Below are 18,210 nucleotides of genomic sequence, written 5' to 3'. Positions count from 1 at the left end.
AAAGTCAAGTTGCGCGCCAATAAAAAAGCTCCGAATCGTTAATTCAACGATTCGGAGCTTATCGGTGTGATACAATTAATGCCGCAAACAGGAGTCGAACCTGCACATGGATAACCATACAGCGACCTGAACACTGCGCGTCTGCCAATTCCGCCATTGCGGCAACAACAAGAATGATTATAGCAAGAACAGGCGCGAGACGCAAGCAGGTTTACAAATAATTTTGAGGTGAAACTATGCAAATTCTTTCGGAAGCGATTGTTGATCAGGTGATTCAGCCACGCCAGCAGGCCACGCACAAAGGTGATTTTGGCCGCGTGTTAATAGTGGGTGGCAATGCGCACTTCGGCGGTGCAGCGATTATCGCGGCGAGTGCGGCAGTGTACGCCGGTGCTGGGTTGGTCACAGTCGCCACAGACAGCCACAATCATGCACCACTGCATGCCCGATTACCTGAAGCTATGGTGATTGATAGTCAGCGTTCAGATCTCATCGATGCGGTTCATCAAGCGACAGTTGTTGTGATTGGGCCGGGATTGGGTGACGACGAGGTGACCCTAGAACGCGTTTTGAGCGCCGTTACCGCGCAACAGACGTTGGTCATCGATGGCTCAGCGATCACGCTTTATGCGGCCAATCAACCGGCATTGCCGCAAGCACATATTATCTGGACGCCACATCAGATGGAATGGCAACGATTGTCTGGCATCGCTATTGCCGACCAGACACCTGAGACCAGTGCGATAGCGGCAGCCAAATTACCGGGCATCGTGGTGGCAAAGAGTCATCGCACCACGATTTTTGCTGGTACGGATAGCTATCAAAATCCGGTGGGCTCCGCTGCCTTAGCCACAGGCGGCTCCGGCGATACCTTGGCCGGCATCATTGGTGCGTTCAATGCGCAATTTGGGGCTCACGTGACCAGTACCTTGGCCGCTGTGTACGCGCATAGCGATATCTCGGATCAGTTGGCCAAGACGCAATTTGTCACCTTGCCAACGGCCATCATCGCGCAATTACCACAATATATGGCAATACACGCTAATAAGTGAGATCGAGATGGTCATTGGGCAGATTGTGATCGACGAGGATTGTCTCAAGATAGGCTTTAATTTCAGGAACGGCAGCGAGTGTCTGATAACCCGCTGCTTTTTTGATGGCAGCGAGTTCGGTTTGGCTCGGGCGATTTTGGCCGGTGAAATAGCGCCAGTTGAGATTCCCCAATAATTGTGCCGCTTGATCAGCCTTAGCTTGGGAGAGGCCTTCTGGCAACTCGCGATAGGCAAGACCTTCACCACTCTCGATGAAGAGTTGCTTGAGGTAGGCTTGATGGTGCAACAGATCAGGATTTTGGCGCTCTTTTTGGTCAGCGTTGCCGTCAAGCTGAGTCGCTGTTCACGGTAGTTGAAGTGATGCTTACTGAGCTTGACCACGCCATAAGCGTTAGGACTGGTGGCAAAACTGCCACTGACAACTTCAATCACGTGATGTTTCTTTTGTGGATCGGCACTGATGTCCTGGGCGTGAATATGGCCGGAAAAGAGGACGGGGACGTTGTAATCATCGAGCAGCGTGCGCAGTTGTGGCGCATTGTTCAGGACAAACCCTTGATAGACCTGTTGATTGTGCCGATAGAGGTTGTGATGCATAAAGACTAACGAACGGCGGTTGCTTTTTTGACCCGCAATCAATTGTTGTTTTAACCACTTCATCGTGGCTGGCTTGAGCTCACCGCCCGTGTTGGGTTGGGTGCTGGACTGCTGGACACCATAGATATTGCTGTCGAGACAGATCAGTTGATAGTCGTGATTCAAGTTGACCCGATAGCTCAGTGAACTGGCGTCGGTGCTGGCGGCCTGTGCATAACTGCTGTGCCAGATTGTTTGCCAATCATTGGGACTGATCTGATCTGTGCGTAACTGATCGGCACCCTTAAAAGAACGGGCCCAACCATCGTAAATATCTGATTACCAGGCATGATTAAGAGCTTAATACCAGCCTTGGTGAGTGGTGCCAACCGCTGACTGAGATCTTCAGCACTCTTCTTTTCACCATTCAAGGTGATGTCACCTGTGATGATTAGCGCATCGGGATGGGCCTTCTTTGCCTTGGCAACAAGGGCAGTAATGGTTTGAGTCTGATAGTCCAGATCCTTACCTACTGCTGTGCGCTTGATGAACTTGAACGCACTGCCCTGATCGTGGATGGTAGGTGAGATGAAGTGTGGATCGGATAGCACCCATAGTGTTGGTGTGGCACTGTTTGTAATGGCGCGCGTTGGTGTCGCTTGTTGGGCATGCCACCAGAGTCCGCCACCGATACCCGCGGCTAATAAACCGTAATCGCGATAATTATTTTTTCATGATAAAACCTCCGTATTCATTCTACCGCAAAAGCCTAGACAGGCCCACTGTATCCGAATACAAGATGTGGTTGTATGCTACTAAGACACACCACATATGGTGTTTTTGCGTTGATTGTCAAGTATTGAATCGCTTTTTTGCGTGCTATAATTGCTACTATTGTTTCGAAAAAGGAAAAAGGTTGGCGATGACGATGCAACATTCAGACGAAAAGGCAATTTCAAGTGTATTCAATCCACGTTGGTATGTGGAACAGATGAAAGGATGGACCTTTTCGAGTTATCTCTTATTGATGTTTGGGATTGGGATGATTATTGGGACAACCATTGTGGGCCCGATTCACCTGTGGACAATTCTGCCCATGCTTGCGGGGATTTTAGGGTTCACCACCACGATTTCCATTACGAACGTGCGACCACTCAACGGTGTTTTTGGCTTAATTAGTGCCATTATTTATATTATTGTTGCCACCAAGTCGAAAAATTTCGCTGACGTCGTGCTTCAGTTGAGCTACATTGTGTTACTCGATATTCCAGTGTTGGTCATGCCGAGTTGGGCCAAAACGTGGGCCAACGCGTCCGCCATCTGAAGGATCAAGGCGTACGGGGCTGGGGCTTCACAGCAGTCTTCTTCGTCATCATCTTTGGTCTGTTATATCTCATGGATACCCATCTGTTTATCAGTCCACGGCCAGTGATTGATGCACTCGCTGGGACCATTGGTATTACCGGCTCATTGTTGGCCACCTTGCGTTTCTCCGATCAGTATTATTTCTGGATTGTTCAAAGCGTGATGTCGATGGTCCTCTGGGGTGTGACTGCGGCGCAAGGCGATGCGAATCTGACCTTGTTCTTCACTTACCTGCTGTATTTTGCCAACGATGGCGTTTCCGTATTTGATCGTGGTGTGGCCTGGTTCCACAAGGATAACTATCTGGCTAATCACCAACAAAAATAAGCGTCATTAAAGTTGTGACAAAAGGGCTCAGTTAGACGGTACTCTCAGCCTTTTGGCACATAAGTAGTCAAGATTGTTCATACAAGCAAGCGCCTGTGGCATCCCAGAAGGGGTTATGTCACAGGCGCTTTTGATTGCGGTGAGACGTGACATTTCCCGGGTGATTCGCGAATGTAATCCCTAGGAGGTGGCACACGATGTTTATTGCATTGAATCAAGCGCATGAACGGGTCTGGCTACAGACGCATGAACAAGCGGCGACCCTCAGTCAGGAACGCTTCTTTTGCCCTGCGTGTGAGCAACCGGTGCGGGTGCGCAATGGCAAACAAAACCCGGCGCACTTTGCCCATATTGCCGGTACCTGTTCAGCGAGCGAACCGGAAAGCCATCAACATTTGACAGGTAAGCAGTGGCTCTATGACTTTTACACTTACCTGGGATGGTCAGTCGAACTTGAAGTATACCTGCCGACAATCAAACAACGTGCCGATCTGATCATCCAGAAATCCGGCCACAAGTTGGTCATTGAGTTTCAGTGCAGTCCGATCTCAGTGCCACAACTGAAGGCACGGACAGATGGCTACACGCAGTTGGGATTGCCGGTGATTTGGATATTGGGTTCCCGGTATTTTGCGCCGCGCTATCAGGCTAAGCAACAAAATTCTTGACGCAAGAGCTGACACTCTGGTTTCTAGACATGACTCGACAGCGGCTGGATCGATGGCAGTGGCAACCCAGTGGCTGGTTAATCACGCAGTATGGTCACCACTACCGCCAATACTTGCGGCCTTCAGCGCATTCGCCAAAACAGGCACAACTACAATTGGCGCGTCAGCTTTATTATCGGCAACCACAATTGCGTGCACTGCAAGAGGCGAGTTATCGCAAAGGGATAAACTTAGCGGGTGTGCCATGGGTTGTTCAATTGCAACTCACCGGGTTACCGGGACTGGTTGTGCCTGAGTGGCAATTACGCACGTGGTGGTTGCTCAGGTTTCAGCATTCGCCGGTGACGAGAGAAGCCAATCATACATTCTGGCAGCGCGCATTGGGTAACTCGAAGACACCATTACTAGCGTGGCCCAGTGAACCGCCCGTGATGAAACGCTGGCTGACAGTTTTGACGCGACTACATTTGCTTGAAGAAGATGAGCAGGGGTGGCACTGGCTGCAAACACCACAATGGTATCCTGATTCGGAACGCAAGTTGCAGCAGTTCGATGATTTTCTGGCGATGCAACGCGTGCTCGAACAGCGGGTATCACCAGCGCAACCTAATATTTGAGCAACAAAAAAGACAGACCCGAGAGTCTGTCTTTTTTAGAGCACGTGTAAATCGGTGCCGTTTAGGCTGCCTAGTTCAGCCGAGCCGTAAAACGCGGCAGGACGGGTGACAAGCTCATGGCAAATGTTAGCAAAGACATGATGGTCCGTGACATTCTCCAATAAAATCGCAGCGTCCGTTTCAGGCTGATCGGTATCCATAAATACGGCTGACGGTGTGTTGGTAATATGCATCTCAGAAGCCAATTGTTGATCGTGGCTAAAGGCGTCTCGCAGTGCGGCGTCTGTCCGATCTTCATCGAACATCTCTTGATCGATGTGGTAGGTGGCCAGTAGTTCAGCCACCATAGCCCGATCGTAACGCTGGTCTTCATTAAACGCGCGTTGGAGCGCCATCAGAAGTTTGCGGGCCTTCAAGTTCCCCTGAAATTGGGCGGCCTTGTAGTCTAAGATGATATTATAAGCGAGATTGAATAAGTGATTACGCAGTTCTAGATCCTTTGGGTCCATCGCGTGAGCTTTCATATAATCAGTAATGATTGTGAAATTTACGTCGGTACAAACTTAATCTGTACAGGCCGAGATTGCTCACCAGCTAAAGCAAGGAGGTTTTTTTCGACCTCGAGACAGATGTTCCCAATTGGATTGACAAAACAAAGATTTCTAACACAATGTTTCCTCCAATACGACGATTAAGACTAGTAAATTAGTTCCGAACATTACTGTAACAGATTTCGAACATTTAGCAATCAATTATGCTTGTGATTTTATCACGTGTTTAGCAGCTCGAGCGACCTTATTTGCGAGCGGTGCTGTGGAAAGCTGAAATTGGTCAGTTAATTGGGCCATGAGCTCAGTTGCGGAATGTAAATTTTCATATTCAATTTCCAAATCATAGTCGATGAAACTGTCCGGGTAGTGCGTTTCATCGAGCGTGATAACACCGGTTGGTAATGTTGCGAGCTGCCGATAGGTCGTTGCTTTCGCAAATGGTACAAGTGTTTTATCTTCTATACCAAATTTGGTTAGCACTTCACTAACGATGCCACCACTGACGATATGGCCAGCTTGTAGAGCCGCTTCAGCCGCGGCTGTTGTCAGGGGGTCGGTGTTTTCAATCAGTCCTTGGTGATCGGGATTTGGCGTCTTTAGTGTTTGTTCGGCATAGGTGTCGAATTGGCGAATACGCAATCCCATCTCATGTTGTCGCAACTCCTGATGTGGGGTGTCAAAATAAGTGTTGGTTTGTTTGAATTGTGGTGCGAATGGATAAGCCGCCAAAATCGCTTGAATTGGGGCTTTGTCAGTGATCGTTTGAGTTCGGTTTCCGGTGTAATTGTCATGGTCATCGCCTCCGCGAACAGTCTAACACACCAATAAGATATTAAGCGAAAAGATTGAACTATGGTAGAATATATCTGGCTAATATTTTGGTGGAAAGTAGGTCGCATCATGGAAAGAAATTGGGATACATTCTTAATGCCTTACACACAAGCGGTTGACGAGCTGAAGATCAAGTTTCGTGGCATGCGCAAGCAATTCCAGCAAGCCAACGAACACACCCCAATCGAGTTTGTGACGGGGCGGGTCAAGCCAATCGATTCAATTATCGAGAAGCAGTCGCGGCGCTACATCACAGACGAACTATTGGAACAAGACATGCAAGATATTGCCGGTCTCCGCATTCAATGCCAGTTTGTGGAAGACATCTATCAGGTGGTTGAACTCTTGCATCAACGCACCGACATGAAGGTGATTGAGGAACGTGATTACGTGACCAACGTCAAACCTTCCGGCTATCGCTCGTATCATGTTGTGATCGAATATCCGGTTCAACTGGTACACGGTGAAAAGAAATTGCTGGCAGAAATCCAAATTCGCACCATGTCGATGAATTTCTGGGCCACAATTGAACATTCATTAAACTACAAATATCAAGGTGAATTTCCTGACGAATTGAAAGCACGATTGAAGCGGGCTGCGGAAGCCTCATTCATGTTAGATACGGAAATGTCAGAGATTCGCGAAGAAATCCAAGAAGCACAACAACTCTTTTCCTATGGCAAGGGGCAAAATTTGCCTCCGATGACAACCGATGATAAGGATGGTAATCATGCGGATAACGGTATTCAATAATTCAGGTGAAAAATCAATTACAACAGCTGGTGTTTTGACCAAGAAGCTGGAACAAGCGGGATTCGTGCTCGATGATAAGCATCCCGATGTGGTCGTCACAGTCGGTGGGGATGGGACGCTGCTATCTGCGTTTCATCGCTATGCGGACAGTTTGAGTCATGTGCGGTTTATCGGTGTCCATACGGGTCACTTAGGGTTTTACACCGATTGGCGCGACTTTGAACTCGATGACTTAGTCGATGCATTGAAGCAAGATTCGGGTCAAAGTGTGAGTTATCCCTTACTCGATGTCAGCCTGACTTATGACGACTCGACGACGGCACATTTCCTCGCGCTCAACGAAGCGACATTGAAGCGGATGAATGGCACCATGCGAACGGATGTGTATATCAAACAAAACTTCTTTGAAAGTTTCCGTGGTGATGGACTGTGTGTCTCAACGCCAACCGGGTCAACGGCTTATAGCAAGTCAATCGGTGGGGCAGTGATGCATCCACGACTCGATGCACTGCAAGTCACTGAAATCGCATCGATCAATAATCGTGTGTTCCGGACGCTCTCTGCACCGGTCATTATCGCACCCGATGAATGGGTGACCTTCCGACCAGCGAGCGGTCAAGATTTTGTGATGACAGTGGACCAGTTCTCAACCACAACACCACCGATTGTTGAGATGAAATTCCGCATTGCCTCAGAACGGATTCACTTTGCGCGCTATCGTCACATGCATTTCTGGGATCGCGTGGAGGATGCCTTCATCGGTGTTAAAAAGTAATGTATTTTAAATGGACCTATACCGGAAACCCCTTGAAGCTGCAAAACTTTTTGCGGCAACAGGGGTTTTCGCAATCACAATTGATTAAACTCAAGTTTCACGGTGGCGCGGTGTATGTGAATCATCGGCAACGCAACACGGACTACTTGCTGCATGCGAAGGACCGTATCTTGTTACAGTTGGCACCGGAAATTCCAGTGGACACTGTGAAGCCATTTGCGGCACCCATCGATATTATTTATGAAGATGCGCATTATTTGGTGGTCAATAAACCCGCCGGTGTCGCATCAATTCCAGACGCTGCTAAGGGCGATGACAGCATGGCTAATCGTGTTAAAGCATACTTGATCAGCAGTCACGCCGAGAGCACGGCGATTCACGTGGTGACGCGGCTTGATCGCGATACCAGTGGCTTGATGCTGTTTGCCAAGCACGGTTTTGCCCACAGTCTGGTGGATCGCCAGTTGCACAGCAGTCGCTTCATCAAGAATTACCAGGCCCTGATTCCATTGCACCAGCCACTGCCGTCACACGGCTGGTTGATACTGCGCATTGGTCGCAGTCAGGAATTCTATATGAAGCGGGCGGTCGTGCCCACGGGCAAACAATCGACCACCGAGTATCGCTTGTTGCAACAAAATTCAGCTTACGCCTTGGCGGAGGTAACGCTGCACACCGGGAGAACGCACCAGATTCGGGTGCATTTTTCCGCCATTGGCCATCCGCTGATTGGCGATGACCTCTACGGTGGTGAGATGCTGATGGCGCGCCAAGCGCTGCACTGCGCGCATCTCAATTTCTATCATCCGTATCTGAATCGCACCATTGATCTCACGGCACCACTGCCAGCAGATATGCAGGCGGGCCTCACGCGGGTCGGCCTAGTGGAATCACATTAAACAAAAAGAAGCGTCCATGACATGCCACTTCGGGTGTCGCGGACGCTTCTTCTTTTGTTACTTTTTAGTTTTTGAGGTCCACAATCTTGGTGCCGTGGAGTGCTGGCACGCCGAGTTCATTGGCAATCGCATCCGCGTTCTCATAGGTGATGCCGCCACCAGGCAAAATGGTGAGTGAAGCAGGGGCAGCAGCAATAATCTCTTTGAGATGTGGCAAGGTTGCTGTAATCGGTGTGTCGAGTGAGCCACCGTGCGTCAAGACACGTTCGACATCGTGGTCTGCCAACCAGGTTAAGGCAGCGCCTTGATCCGCTTCAGGAATGGCATCAAACGCCATGTGGAAGACAACATCCATACCGGCACTCGCCGCAATCAGATTTTCCATTGCTTCTTCGTCGATTTGGCCGTCTGCCGTCAAAGCACCAAAGGCAACCGCATCAACGCCTTGTGCCTGTGCTTCAAAGAGATCAGCTTCCATCATTTTGAGCTCCAAGTCATTGTAGACAAAATCACCGCCGCGAGGACGAATCATGGCCACAACACTGATTTGGTGTTCATGGGCGTAACGGGTCGCTTCAGCAAGTACACCCTTTGAGACGGTTGTGCCCCCAACAGCTAAGTTGTCATTCAGTTCAATGCGATTGACACCTGCCGCAACAGCTTGAGGAATGAGGGTGAAGTTTTCAACAGCAATTTCTTTTAACATGAAAAGACTCCTTTCTAGAAGATCATAACAGCAATCACGATAATCCCGAGAATAATCCGGTACCAACCAAATGGCTTGAAATCATGCGTTTGAACGAATTTCAGCAGCCACTTGATTGAAATCCAGGCAACGATGAAGGAGACAACGGACCCGGTTAACAGGATGGCCCATTGTTCGCCTCCAAATGTGCCACCCTGGAGCAGGAACTTTCCGATTTTCAAAATCGATACCCCAACCATGGTCGGAATCGCCATGAAGAATGAGAATTCAGTTGCCACATAGCGTGAGGTGCCCAAGATGATGGCCCCCAGAATGGTGGCACCGGAACGACTGGTACCAGGCACAATGGAAAGCACTTGGAAAATCCCAATCATCAATGCCATCTGGTAGGTGAGGTCGTTCAAGCTACTGAACTTGGCGGGGCGGTTCTTGAAGTAGTTCTCAATCACGATGAACAGAATCCCATAGATAATTAAGGTTGTTGCGACAACCAATGGGGTGTGAAGGTGTTCATCCATCCAGTGTTCAGTGGTAACCCGATGACGACGGATGGAATGACGGCGACAATCACCTTGAACCATAATTGCCAAATATCGTGTTGCTCCTGTTTGGTTTTGCTAGGTGACAGTGGGTTCAGCCGATTGAAGTACAAGAAGATCACGGCGAGAATTGCCCCAAATTGAATCACATACTCAAACATCGCAACGAATTCTTTTGACTGGTCCAACTTGATGACGCTGTTGACCAAGTCGATATGACCGGTCGAGCTGATGGGCAGGAATTCCGTGAGCCCTTCAACAATCCCGATCACAATGGCCTTAATAATGTCTAACACACTTTCTCCTCCTTAAAGTCAATCATTGAAATTTAATCAATGTTATTAGTATACCGTCAAAACACGATTCTGCCACTAGAATGACTAATCTTTGAAGAAAATGTAGAAGTCAATGTTGATTGCATGAAAAAAGAAGCCGCGATGCGCGCGACTTCTCTTCTCAGTAGTTAGTGATTAAAGAAAGGTGACATCCGTTGATTCTGGGGTCACGATATCCTTTTGAATCATTGTCAACAATCCAGTTTGAGCGTCGCGGCGATAGAGTGTGCCGTTGTCGCTGTTTTGGTTCACCGCTAAGACGAAAGCTTCTGTCGGGTCGAGATTGAAGTCGCGTGGAAAATCGCCTTCCGTGCTGATCTGTTGAATCTGTGTCAGATGCATGCCATCGTCACTTACCGCATAGACGGTGATACTGTTGTGACCACGATTGCTGACATAGAGGAACTTGTTATCTTGTGTCAGGCGAATGGCAGCCGCGCCATTGTGAGCGGTCCAGTCGGCAGGAATCGTCGGCAGAGTCTCGCCCAGGGTGAACGCACCCGTTGCCTGATCATACGTCAAAACGCTGACTTGGCTGGACAATTCACCTAACAGGTAGGCGATGTTGTGACCGTGATTAAAGGCCAAGTGGCGTGGTCCATAGCCTTCTGGTACCACCAGTGTGCTGACGAGCGTGAGCTTACCGGTGTCACTGACATCATAGACGGTGACGGTGTCGTTACCCAGGTCAACAACGGCTAAGCGACCATCCGGCGTGAGGTCAGCAAAGTGGACGTGAGACGCTTCTTGTTCAGGACGTGGGCCCTTGCCATCGTGAGTCACGCTGTCCGCTGCCGTGAGACTCTTATCCGCGTTGATGCGATAGACATTGATGCGGCCTTCATGATAGTTGCTGGCAAATACGAGTTGCCGTGCTTCATCGATGCTGACATGAGCGGGGGAACTGCCGGGTTCAAGCACCGTGTTTAACAATGTAGCTGGTGTGGTGGCCAAATCAAAGCTGGCCAGACCACCGGTTTTATCGACGCCATCAATCGCATAGAGCGCATTGGCCTTGGATACGGCGAGGTAGGTAGGACTGCCGAGCGTGGTGATAAATGCCTCGGGTGTGCTGAGCGTTGCCGCCTCGGTATCGAGTGTGGCGCGATAAATGCCTTTACCTTCGCGACGGGTATAGCCGCCTAAGAGAACTGTTTCTTTCATGAGTTGAAAACCCCTTTCACAAAATTCAGTATAACACGAGAAAGCGGATTCGAAAGCCGCCAATTCGTGTTAGAATGAAGTTATTAACGAAAGGATGGACGACTAATGAATCTTACCGCAACGATTACAGAAATTGGGCCAGACGCACTGAATCCAGACGATAAAATGCTGATTTTGTTTGATGAGAGCGCAACGGATGCACTCAAAACAGTGACGGTAATCCAACGTTTTGAACAACGCGATCAGCTGAGCGGCTTCAAATTTAAAGCAGATCAAACGATCACGATTAATGATCAGACCTATACGATCACGCATGTTGGCAAGCTCGCGGATCAAAACTTTACAACAATCGGGCATGTGGCATTGCTGTTCCAAGCGGCACCAGATGTCGATCGGTTGGAAAGTGCTTTGTATCTGACGCCAAGTGTCATGCCTGAGATTCATGAGGGCGATACCATCGTTTACTACGATTGATCGTAGGAAGAAGCTGTGAGAAAAGGTTTTTTGAGAATGAGGATTAACAGGAATTGATGATAAATTCCGAATTTAGAATTTGAATCAATTCATTAACGTGTTTGAACTCGCAACAACTTGCGCCCAGCGTAGTTCGTTATTGGCACAAATCGCCAATTAAACGAACCTATGCTGTTGCTCAGTTGCTAAGCGCGAGTTCGCACACTTCTTTGTTAACCGGAATTCTCAGCCTTTTGGCACGCGATTAGTCTATATTGTTCGGAAAGTACAAAAAGAGGTTGGGACATGTGTCCCAACCTCTTTTTGTAATATTTTGCTTACCAAGAAGCCTTACGCACACCAGGAATTTGACCCTTGTGAGCGAGATCACGGAAGTTAAGCCGTGACATCTTGAACTTGCGCATGTAAGCGTGTGGGCGGCCATCGATTGCGTCGCGATTGTGCACCCGAACAGGGGATGCGTTACGAGGTAGTGTTTGTAAAGCAGCATAGTTCTTTTCTGCCTTATACTGTGCCCGCAAATCAGCGTACTTATCAACAGTTGCTTGAATCTTCTTTGCTTTTTCGATCTTGGATTTCTTTGCCAAAGTATTCGCTCCTTTTTGTGCCAAAATTAATGAGAATCTGTATTCAACGAACCATTCGTACCTCAATAAAAGTCTCAATAAGATTAGCACAAAACAAACGGATACAATAAAACTTATTTTTGTAAGTGCTAGATAGCATCGCCATTGAAAATCGAATTCTTAACGATGACATAGTCCACTTTGGTCAATGCGCCCAGGTCTTTGCCGCCCGCATAAGAGATGGCAGACTGCAGATCTTCTTGCATTTCGACAAGGGTGTCCTCGATGTGACCCTTAACAGGCATCAACATTTTTTGCCTTCGACATTGCGATGTGCGCCCTTTTGATATTCAGAAGCGGAGCCGAAATATTCTTGGTAGCGAACGCCATCGACGTCCACTTTCTTCCCAGGGGTTTCTTCGTGTCCAGCAAAGAGGGAACCAATCATGCACATGGTGGCGCCAAAGCGAATCGACTTGGCGATGTCGCCGTGGGTGCGAATGCCGCCATCGGTGATAATCGGCTTGCGAGCGGCTTTTGCACACCAGCGCAGGGCGGCCAGCTGCCAGCCACCAGTCCCAAAACCGGTTTAATCTTGGTGATGCAGACCTTACCAGGGCCGATACCAACCTTGGTGGCATCCGCACCAGCGTTTTCGAGTTCCCGCACGCCTTCGGGAGTGCCGACGTTACCAGCGATAACAAAGGCGTTAGGGAGATAATGTTTGATGTGGTGAATCATATCAATCACAATCTGAGCGTGACCATGGGCGATGTCGATGGTGATATATTCAGGCGTCAGATTGGCTGCGGCGAGGGCTTCAATGAAGTCGAATTCCTCATCCTTCACCCCGACAGAGATGGACGCGAACAGATTGCGTTGTTGCATCATTTCAACAAATGCTTGGGCGCCGTTCAGGATTGAATCGGTGCATCACGTAAAATAATCGTGCTCAGCCAACCAAACAGCGAGTGGTTCATCGATAATGGTCTGCATGTTAGCGGGAACCACGGGTAATTTGAAGTCCCGAGGACCAAATGTGACCGTGGTATCGACCTCTTTACGGCTGCGTACAATACACTTGTTAGGAATAAGCTGAATATCTTCGTAATCAAAAAGTTCCATGTGGGCCATCCTCTCGTAAAAGACGAACATTAATTTGAAATCAACAATAATTCATTCGAACCAAGAGTCAATATACGCAATATCAGCGATAATGTCAAACTTTTATTTTGAATTTTTTATATTGTTCGTGTTTTGCTTGAAAAGGGTCAAAAAAAAGAGCCGCTTTTGAGCTGGAAAGCTCTATTCGCGACTCTGAATTGATAACTGATTTAAAAGAGTTTCCGGTGCCAGAATTGAATCGCCAGCACGATGGCAATGAGGGCCGAGATACCGATAGTGGTAATCCAGCTGAACGTATCACCGGCAAATGGGAGTTTGACGTTCATCCCATAGAATGAGAAGACCAGTGTGGGTACCGTCAAAATAATTGAATACGAGGTCAGCATCTTCATGACACCGTTCATATTATTGTTAATGACGGAGGAGTAAGTATCGGCGGTCTCATTAATGATGGAATTACTGATGGATGCCATTTCCATACCTTGTTGATTTTCAATCATGATGTCATCGAGGTAATCAAGATCATCCTCATCAAGGTGTAAGGTATTGGCACGCTTGAGGTTTTCGAGCACATTGCGATCGGTCCGCAGGCTCATCATGAAGTACACCAAACTGCGTTGAATCCCCATTAAGCCGAACAGTTCTTGGTTTTTGAGATTTCTTTGCAATTGGCGTTCAATCTGGATGCGATGCTTGTTGATTTCACGCAGGTAAGTCAGGTAGCTCACCGTGACTTGATACATGATTTGCAAGGCAGCGCGTTGCCGGAACCGCGGATTGAAATGTGACACACGATTATCACTGAATTGAGTGAGCAAGGGGACATCAGTTTTGTTGATGGTAATAATGGCGCGTTTGGTCAGAATGATAGCAAGCGGGTCGGTTTCATAGGCAAAATTGCGGTGATCGTCACGGGTGACGGTCGGATTATCGAAAATAATGAGACTCGCATCGGCATCTTCATCGTATTCGAACCGGGCACTCTCATCTTCGTCCAAGCCATAGAGCAGGAAAGCCTCAGGCACATGGGTCTTGGCTTGCAGCGTGGCGAGTTCATCTGGGGTGGGGTCAATTGCGTTGATCCACACGTCCGGTTCAATTCGGGCTTGTTTCCGCAATTGCTTCTCGGTATCATCATACTTATAAACAGCGAGCATGGTTGTTCTCCTTTTTCATATGGAATACTACCAGTCTACTTCAAATCCGCTCGCTGTAAACGACTTGGAGCGATAAGATGCGAAAAATTTTTGAAAAAGCACAATTTGTGAGTGACCATCCAGGCATCTTTGCGTGTCCGGTATGTGGGGCAGAACTGCTTCGCGATGAGCTGTCGCTGGTCTGCGCCAATCAGCATCGATTCGATTTGGCTAAAAAGGGAACAGTGAACTTTTTGAATGCCCCAGTGGCAACCGAATACAGTACCAACATGCTGTCAGCGCGGCGCACGGCGTTGAATGCAGGGTTGTTTGACCCGTTCTTAGATGAAATCAAACCTCAGTTGAATGCGGCTGATCGTGTGCTGGATATCGGTTGCGGGGAGGGAACACCAACCGTCAAATTGGCCGAAAGTGGTGCGACCACCATCGGCTTTGACATCTCGGCACCGGCGATCAACTTGGCAGGGGCGTTGAACAGTCCGGCCTTTTTCTGTGTGGCGGATCTGGCACATTTGCCATTTCTGGCCGGGAGCTTTACGACTATTGTCGATCTGTTTTCACCCGGTGCTTATGCCGAGTTTGAACGTGTCGCACCTGGTGGCCGGCTCTTCAAGGTGATTCCTAACGCGGATTACCTCAAGCAGTTGCGCGAGGGCTTGTATGCGGGCAGTGACAAGGCGACCTATAGCAATGCCAAAGTCATGAGTCATCTGCAGCAGCGCTATCCGGAGGCCCAAATTCAGCGGGTGCGGTATGACTTTGCGCTCACGCCGGCGTATTTGAGGCGGTGCTCACCATGACACCGTTGAGCTGGCAGGCGAGCGTTGAGGCCCGCACGCAATTATTGGCCAATCCACCGGCCGCAATCACCGTGGATGTCAGTCTTATCACGGTGGATTCACTGGGGTAAACAGGTTGTCACAATCCATTGCCAGAGACTGTGTGAACTTCTCACAGAAAGGCTTGATTTTCGGGTTTTCCGGTGTTATATTATTCGCAGGCAATTTTTATTTCTAACTTTTATCAGATTTGCTTGCGGTGATAAAAGTTAGCGATAGGAATCTTAACTAACGTATTGCTTCGCCGTGATATCACCGAAGCAATGCGTTTTTTTTGTACACTCATATTGATTTGGAGGCTAATTCATGACTAATCACATCGTCTTATTTGAACCACTTATTCCCGCTAATACCGGCAACATCGCACGGACAGCGGCAGCGACAGATAGCTATTTGCACCTCATCAAGCCATTGGGGTTTGAAGTGGATGACAAACACCTCAAGCGCGCCGGCCTCGACTACTGGGATGCTGTCAAAGTTGTCTATCATGACAGCCTCGATGATTTTCTGGCGACCGTGCCTGATCAAAAGTATCTCTACTTAATCAGTAAGTTTGCGGATGATACCTATTCTGACCGCGATCTTTCGGCAACAGACGTCGATCACTACTTCTTATTCGGCAAGGAAACCACAGGCCTGCCAGAACCCTTTATGCGGGCCAATCCAGAAAAAGCACTGCGGATTCCAATGACTGACAAGGTGCGCGCACTCAATCTCTCAAATACGGCTGCTTTGGTCGTCTATGAAGCTTTGCGACAACAAGATTTTGCTGGCTTGGAACGCCATCATACCTATGAACATGACAAATTAAAGTGAGGCATAACATGAAGCTCGTCTTAGCTGAAAAACCTAGCGTCGGGGCGGAACTCGCCCGGGTGCTGGGCGCAAAACAGAAACATCATGGTTATTTTGAGGGCAATGGCTACCTGGTGACGTGGTCGCTGGGGCACTTACTGACGCTCAAAATGCCGGAACAGTATCATCCGGAGTGGAAAGAATGGTCGTTTGAGACCCTGCCGATGATTCCCGAACGTTTGGAAACAACACCACTCAAGCAAACGCGCAGCCAATTGGCGGTGGTCAAGAGTCTGGCCAAACGCAGCGATATCGACATGGCAGTGATTGCGACTGATGCGGGGCGTGAAGGGGAACTCGTGGCGCGCTACATCTTCAACTACCTTCAGTTCAAGAAACCCATCAAACGGCTCTGGATTTCATCGCAAACGGATCAAGCGATTCGTGAAGGCTTTGCCAAGCTCAAACCTGCCAAGGAGTATGACGATCTCTATCAAGCGGCGCTGGCACGGGCCGAAGCCGATTGGTTGGTTGGTCTCAATGTCAGTCGGGCACTGACGATTAAGTATGATGACTCATTGTCAGCGGGCCGGGTGCAGACGCCAACGTTGGCTTTGTGGCGAAGCGTGAACAACAGATCAATGCGTTCAAACCGGAAACCTACTACCAGGTGAGCGTGGCCACTGATCGCGGTGAAGCCAAACTCGATCAAAAACTCTCAGCGGATGCCGCGCAAGCACTGGTGAGTCAGCTGGATCAGCAGTCATTGACGGTAACGGCCATCAAGACCAAAGCCCACAAGGAATTGCCACCACTGCCATACGACTTGAATGAACTGCAGCAGGTAGCCAACCAAAAGTTTGGTTACTCACCCAAGCAGACACTCAATTATCTGCAAAATCTGTATGAACGTGAAAAATTGGTCACTTATCCGCGGACGGATTCCAAGTATCTGACAACGGATCTGAAGGGTTCACTGACGGCACGTTTGGCCGCAATGAGTCCATACCGGCCAGAGGCACGCAGCTTCAGCAGTCAACAACCGGCTAATAATGTCTTTAACAATGCCAAGGTGGGTGATCACTACGGCTTGATTCCGACCGAACAGGTGTTAAATGCCAGCAAGCTGGATCAAGATGAGTTACGGATTTATCGCCTGATTGCCGATCGATTCTTGGATCTGTTCAAGCCGGCTTATCAAGCCACCACTTATACCGTGACACTGACCGCCGGGAAGCAGTCACTCACCTTGAGGGAGACCGCGGTGGTCGATCCGGGATTCAAGGACGTGGCGAAATCGGATGTGACGCCGCTCAAGGTGGGCGAAAAGCTCACAGGCCATGCCAACCGGACGGCCAAAAAGACGACACCGAAGCCGCGATTGAACGAAGCCACCTTACTGGGCAAGATGGATCAATTTGGGCTGGGTACACCGGCAACGCGCGCCGACATCATCGAAAAACTGCAGAGCAGCGAATTGATGCGCAAACAGGGCCGCGATTTGTTGATGACGCCAAAGGGCAATCAACTGCTCAAGCTGGTGAACTCACGTCTGGTCACGCCTGATTTGACCGCCAAGTGGGAAGCCAGTCTCAAGCAAATTGAGAGTGGTCAGCTCAAGCGCCAAACCTTCATGCAAGATATCAAGCAGGAGACGACGGCCTTAGTGGCCGAAATCAAACGTAGCACGGCAACCTATCAAGATCACAGCCTCACACAAAAACACTGTCCGGTCTGCGATTCACTTTTGAAAGAGAAACAGACCAAGCAAGGTGTTCTTCTGATTTGCACGAATCCAAGCTGCAACTACAAGCGTTATCGCGATCCTAAGGTGACGAATCACCGCTGTTCACAATGCCACAAGAAGATGGTGATTCTCACAGGTGCCAAGGGCGATTACTTCAAGTGCTTAAACTGCGGTAACACCGAAGCAATGACGGAAGCTAAGGGCAAGTCTAAGCGCGTCAACAAACGTGAAGAACGCAAGCTGATCGATCGCTACAGCAAGCCTGATGAAGAAGCCGAAAGTCCATTAGCTGCTGCGTTAAAAGCTGCGATGAAGAATCAGTAGCAGTGGCATTTTTAGCGGCAATGCG

At 49.0% G+C, this 18,210-nt stretch carries 19 protein-coding genes, 1 tRNA gene and 4 pseudogenes; 13 read left to right on the top strand and 11 right to left on the bottom strand.

Translation table 11 applies throughout. The features are described 5' to 3' along the window. Nucleotides 1–79: 79 nt before the first annotated feature. Nucleotides 80–163, bottom strand: a tRNA-Leu gene (locus tag JCM17471_RS07805). 73 nt (nucleotides 164–236) lie between these two features. Between JCM17471_RS07805 and JCM17471_RS07800 the strand changes: the two genes are divergently transcribed. Further along, the gene (locus JCM17471_RS07800; RefSeq protein WP_054777439.1) at nucleotides 237–1,052 is read left to right on the top strand and encodes an NAD(P)H-hydrate dehydratase; all 816 of its coding nucleotides are present in this window, start codon (nucleotides 237–239) and stop codon (nucleotides 1,050–1,052) included. Here the strand turns inward: JCM17471_RS07800 and JCM17471_RS15240 are convergent. Continuing rightward, on the bottom strand, nucleotides 1,042–1,338 hold the full coding sequence (locus JCM17471_RS15240; RefSeq protein ID WP_054777438.1) for a hypothetical protein: 297 nt from the start codon (nucleotides 1,336–1,338) through the stop codon (nucleotides 1,042–1,044). The two genes, JCM17471_RS07800 and JCM17471_RS15240, sit on opposite strands and share 11 nt — an antisense overlap. Before the next feature lie 74 nt (nucleotides 1,339–1,412). On the opposite strand from JCM17471_RS15240, the gene JCM17471_RS15965 reads away from it, so the two are divergent. Then, nucleotides 1,413–1,658: a hypothetical protein gene (locus JCM17471_RS15965; protein ID WP_054777437.1), complete on the top strand. Its 246-nt coding sequence runs from the start codon at nucleotides 1,413–1,415 to the stop codon at nucleotides 1,656–1,658. A 170-nt stretch (nucleotides 1,659–1,828) separates the two neighbouring features. On the opposite strand, the gene JCM17471_RS07785 is transcribed toward JCM17471_RS15965, so the two are convergent. Beyond that, nucleotides 1,829–2,239, bottom strand: a complete 411-nt coding sequence (locus JCM17471_RS07785) for a metallophosphoesterase family protein (protein ID WP_054777436.1) — start codon at nucleotides 2,237–2,239, stop codon at nucleotides 1,829–1,831. Between the two features lie 311 nt (nucleotides 2,240–2,550). Between JCM17471_RS07785 and JCM17471_RS16540 the strand changes: the two genes are divergently transcribed. From JCM17471_RS16540 to JCM17471_RS07770, 4 genes are all read left to right on the top strand, one after another. Then, nucleotides 2,551–2,952, top strand: coding sequence for a nicotinamide mononucleotide transporter (locus JCM17471_RS16540; RefSeq protein WP_369395840.1), 402 nt, complete (start codon nucleotides 2,551–2,553; stop codon nucleotides 2,950–2,952). Further along, nucleotides 2,928–3,320 carry a nicotinamide mononucleotide transporter gene (locus JCM17471_RS16535; protein ID WP_369395839.1) on the top strand — a complete coding sequence of 131 codons (393 nt, stop codon included), beginning with the start codon at nucleotides 2,928–2,930 and terminating at the stop codon, nucleotides 3,318–3,320. The genes JCM17471_RS16540 and JCM17471_RS16535 overlap by 25 nt, the downstream gene beginning before the upstream one ends. Nucleotides 3,321–3,517: 197 nt before the next feature. Continuing rightward, entirely contained in the window at nucleotides 3,518–3,988 is a 471-nt protein-coding gene (locus JCM17471_RS07775; protein ID WP_054777435.1) for a competence protein CoiA, read from the top strand. Continuing rightward, nucleotides 3,985–4,605: a hypothetical protein gene (locus tag JCM17471_RS07770; RefSeq protein ID WP_054777434.1), complete on the top strand. Its 621-nt coding sequence runs from the start codon at nucleotides 3,985–3,987 to the stop codon at nucleotides 4,603–4,605. Before JCM17471_RS07775 ends, JCM17471_RS07770 begins: the two co-directional genes overlap by 4 nt. Before the next feature lie 35 nt (nucleotides 4,606–4,640). On the opposite strand, the gene JCM17471_RS07765 is transcribed toward JCM17471_RS07770, so the two are convergent. After that, nucleotides 4,641–5,141: a DsbA family protein gene (locus tag JCM17471_RS07765; RefSeq protein WP_500778360.1), complete on the bottom strand. Its 501-nt coding sequence runs from the start codon at nucleotides 5,139–5,141 to the stop codon at nucleotides 4,641–4,643. A 216-nt stretch (nucleotides 5,142–5,357) separates the two neighbouring features. Continuing rightward, nucleotides 5,358–5,885 (bottom strand): CYTH domain-containing protein, encoded by a 528-nt coding sequence (locus JCM17471_RS07760; RefSeq protein ID WP_054777432.1) that lies wholly within the window; start codon nucleotides 5,883–5,885, stop codon nucleotides 5,358–5,360. Between the two features lie 171 nt (nucleotides 5,886–6,056). On the opposite strand from JCM17471_RS07760, the gene yjbM reads away from it, so the two are divergent. The 3 genes from yjbM to JCM17471_RS07745 are packed head-to-tail and all read left to right on the top strand — an operon-like array spanning nucleotide 6,057 to nucleotide 8,414. Then, nucleotides 6,057–6,740, top strand: a complete 684-nt coding sequence (gene yjbM / locus JCM17471_RS07755) for a GTP diphosphokinase (protein ID WP_054777431.1) — start codon at nucleotides 6,057–6,059, stop codon at nucleotides 6,738–6,740. Next, nucleotides 6,718–7,515 (top strand): NAD kinase, encoded by a 798-nt coding sequence (locus tag JCM17471_RS07750; protein WP_054777430.1) that lies wholly within the window; start codon nucleotides 6,718–6,720, stop codon nucleotides 7,513–7,515. The genes yjbM and JCM17471_RS07750 overlap by 23 nt, the downstream gene beginning before the upstream one ends. Then, nucleotides 7,515–8,414, top strand: a complete 900-nt coding sequence (locus JCM17471_RS07745; protein ID WP_054777429.1) for an RluA family pseudouridine synthase — start codon at nucleotides 7,515–7,517, stop codon at nucleotides 8,412–8,414. Before JCM17471_RS07750 ends, JCM17471_RS07745 begins: the two co-directional genes overlap by 1 nt. 64 nt (nucleotides 8,415–8,478) lie before the next feature. Here JCM17471_RS07745 and JCM17471_RS07740 read toward each other — a convergent pair whose 3' ends face one another. From JCM17471_RS07740 to JCM17471_RS07730, 3 genes and pseudogenes are all read right to left on the bottom strand, one after another. Further along, complete coding sequence (locus JCM17471_RS07740; RefSeq protein ID WP_054777428.1) at nucleotides 8,479–9,120, bottom strand: copper homeostasis protein CutC; 642 nt, start codon at nucleotides 9,118–9,120, stop codon at nucleotides 8,479–8,481. Nucleotides 9,121–9,134: 14 nt separating this feature from the next. Next, nucleotides 9,135–9,955 (bottom strand): annotated as a pseudogene (locus JCM17471_RS07735) (undecaprenyl-diphosphate phosphatase). A gap of 174 nt (nucleotides 9,956–10,129) precedes the next feature. Beyond that, nucleotides 10,130–11,158 (bottom strand): lactonase family protein, encoded by a 1,029-nt coding sequence (locus tag JCM17471_RS07730; protein WP_054777427.1) that lies wholly within the window; start codon nucleotides 11,156–11,158, stop codon nucleotides 10,130–10,132. Nucleotides 11,159–11,263: 105 nt separating this feature from the next. Here JCM17471_RS07730 and JCM17471_RS07725 point away from each other — a divergent pair, with 105 nt between their 5' ends. Next, nucleotides 11,264–11,632 carry a PTS glucitol/sorbitol transporter subunit IIA gene (locus JCM17471_RS07725; protein ID WP_054777426.1) on the top strand — a complete coding sequence of 123 codons (369 nt, stop codon included), beginning with the start codon at nucleotides 11,264–11,266 and terminating at the stop codon, nucleotides 11,630–11,632. 317 nt (nucleotides 11,633–11,949) lie between these two features. Here the strand turns inward: JCM17471_RS07725 and rpsN are convergent, their stop codons facing one another. From rpsN to JCM17471_RS07710, 3 genes and pseudogenes are all read right to left on the bottom strand, one after another. Continuing rightward, nucleotides 11,950–12,219, bottom strand: a complete 270-nt coding sequence (gene rpsN, locus JCM17471_RS07720; protein ID WP_054777425.1) for a 30S ribosomal protein S14 — start codon at nucleotides 12,217–12,219, stop codon at nucleotides 11,950–11,952. Between the two features lie 128 nt (nucleotides 12,220–12,347). After that, nucleotides 12,348–13,323 (bottom strand): annotated as a pseudogene (locus tag JCM17471_RS07715) (GMP reductase). A 209-nt stretch (nucleotides 13,324–13,532) separates the two neighbouring features. Then, entirely contained in the window at nucleotides 13,533–14,480 is a 948-nt protein-coding gene (locus tag JCM17471_RS07710) for a magnesium transporter CorA family protein (RefSeq protein WP_054777424.1), read from the bottom strand. A 77-nt stretch (nucleotides 14,481–14,557) separates the two neighbouring features. Between JCM17471_RS07710 and JCM17471_RS07705 the strand changes: the two are divergent. The 3 genes and pseudogenes from JCM17471_RS07705 (at nucleotide 14,558) to JCM17471_RS07695 (ending at nucleotide 18,185) form a co-directional block, all read left to right on the top strand. Further along, nucleotides 14,558–15,390: pseudogene (locus JCM17471_RS07705) on the top strand (putative RNA methyltransferase). A gap of 235 nt (nucleotides 15,391–15,625) precedes the next feature. Next, complete coding sequence (trmL, locus tag JCM17471_RS07700) at nucleotides 15,626–16,135, top strand: tRNA (uridine(34)/cytosine(34)/5-carboxymethylaminomethyluridine(34)-2'-O)-methyltransferase TrmL (RefSeq protein ID WP_054777423.1); 510 nt, start codon at nucleotides 15,626–15,628, stop codon at nucleotides 16,133–16,135. 8 nt (nucleotides 16,136–16,143) lie between these two features. Then, nucleotides 16,144–18,185 (top strand): annotated as a pseudogene (locus tag JCM17471_RS07695) (DNA topoisomerase 3). Nucleotides 18,186–18,210: the final 25 nt, after the last annotated feature.

Source organism: Lacticaseibacillus saniviri JCM 17471 = DSM 24301, from assembly GCF_001311785.1.
Lineage (GTDB): Bacteria > Bacillota > Bacilli > Lactobacillales > Lactobacillaceae > Lacticaseibacillus > Lacticaseibacillus saniviri.
The sequence above is the reverse complement of the archived record's forward strand: the minus strand, read 5'-3'. Positions and strand labels throughout refer to the sequence as shown.

Excerpts from the sequence above, each read along its gene's own strand:
- JCM17471_RS07800 (WP_054777439.1), top strand. The coding sequence starts at position 237 with ATGCAAATTCTTTCGGAAGCGATTGTTGATCAGGTGATTCAGCCACGC.
- JCM17471_RS15965 (WP_054777437.1), top strand. The coding sequence starts at position 1,413 with ATGCTTACTGAGCTTGACCACGCCATAAGCGTTAGGACTGGTGGCAAA.
- JCM17471_RS16540 (WP_369395840.1), top strand. The coding sequence starts at position 2,551 with ATGACGATGCAACATTCAGACGAAAAGGCAATTTCAAGTGTATTCAAT.
- JCM17471_RS07775 (WP_054777435.1), top strand. The coding sequence starts at position 3,518 with ATGTTTATTGCATTGAATCAAGCGCATGAACGGGTCTGGCTACAGACG.
- yjbM (WP_054777431.1), top strand. The coding sequence starts at position 6,057 with ATGGAAAGAAATTGGGATACATTCTTAATGCCTTACACACAAGCGGTT.
- JCM17471_RS07750 (WP_054777430.1), top strand. The coding sequence starts at position 6,718 with ATGCGGATAACGGTATTCAATAATTCAGGTGAAAAATCAATTACAACA.
- JCM17471_RS07745 (WP_054777429.1), top strand. The coding sequence starts at position 7,515 with ATGTATTTTAAATGGACCTATACCGGAAACCCCTTGAAGCTGCAAAAC.
- JCM17471_RS07740 (WP_054777428.1), bottom strand. The coding sequence starts at position 9,120 with ATGTTAAAAGAAATTGCTGTTGAAAACTTCACCCTCATTCCTCAAGCT.
- JCM17471_RS07730 (WP_054777427.1), bottom strand. The coding sequence starts at position 11,158 with ATGAAAGAAACAGTTCTCTTAGGCGGCTATACCCGTCGCGAAGGTAAA.
- JCM17471_RS07725 (WP_054777426.1), top strand. The coding sequence starts at position 11,264 with ATGAATCTTACCGCAACGATTACAGAAATTGGGCCAGACGCACTGAAT.
- JCM17471_RS07710 (WP_054777424.1), bottom strand. The coding sequence starts at position 14,480 with ATGCTCGCTGTTTATAAGTATGATGATACCGAGAAGCAATTGCGGAAA.
- trmL (WP_054777423.1), top strand. The coding sequence starts at position 15,626 with ATGACTAATCACATCGTCTTATTTGAACCACTTATTCCCGCTAATACC.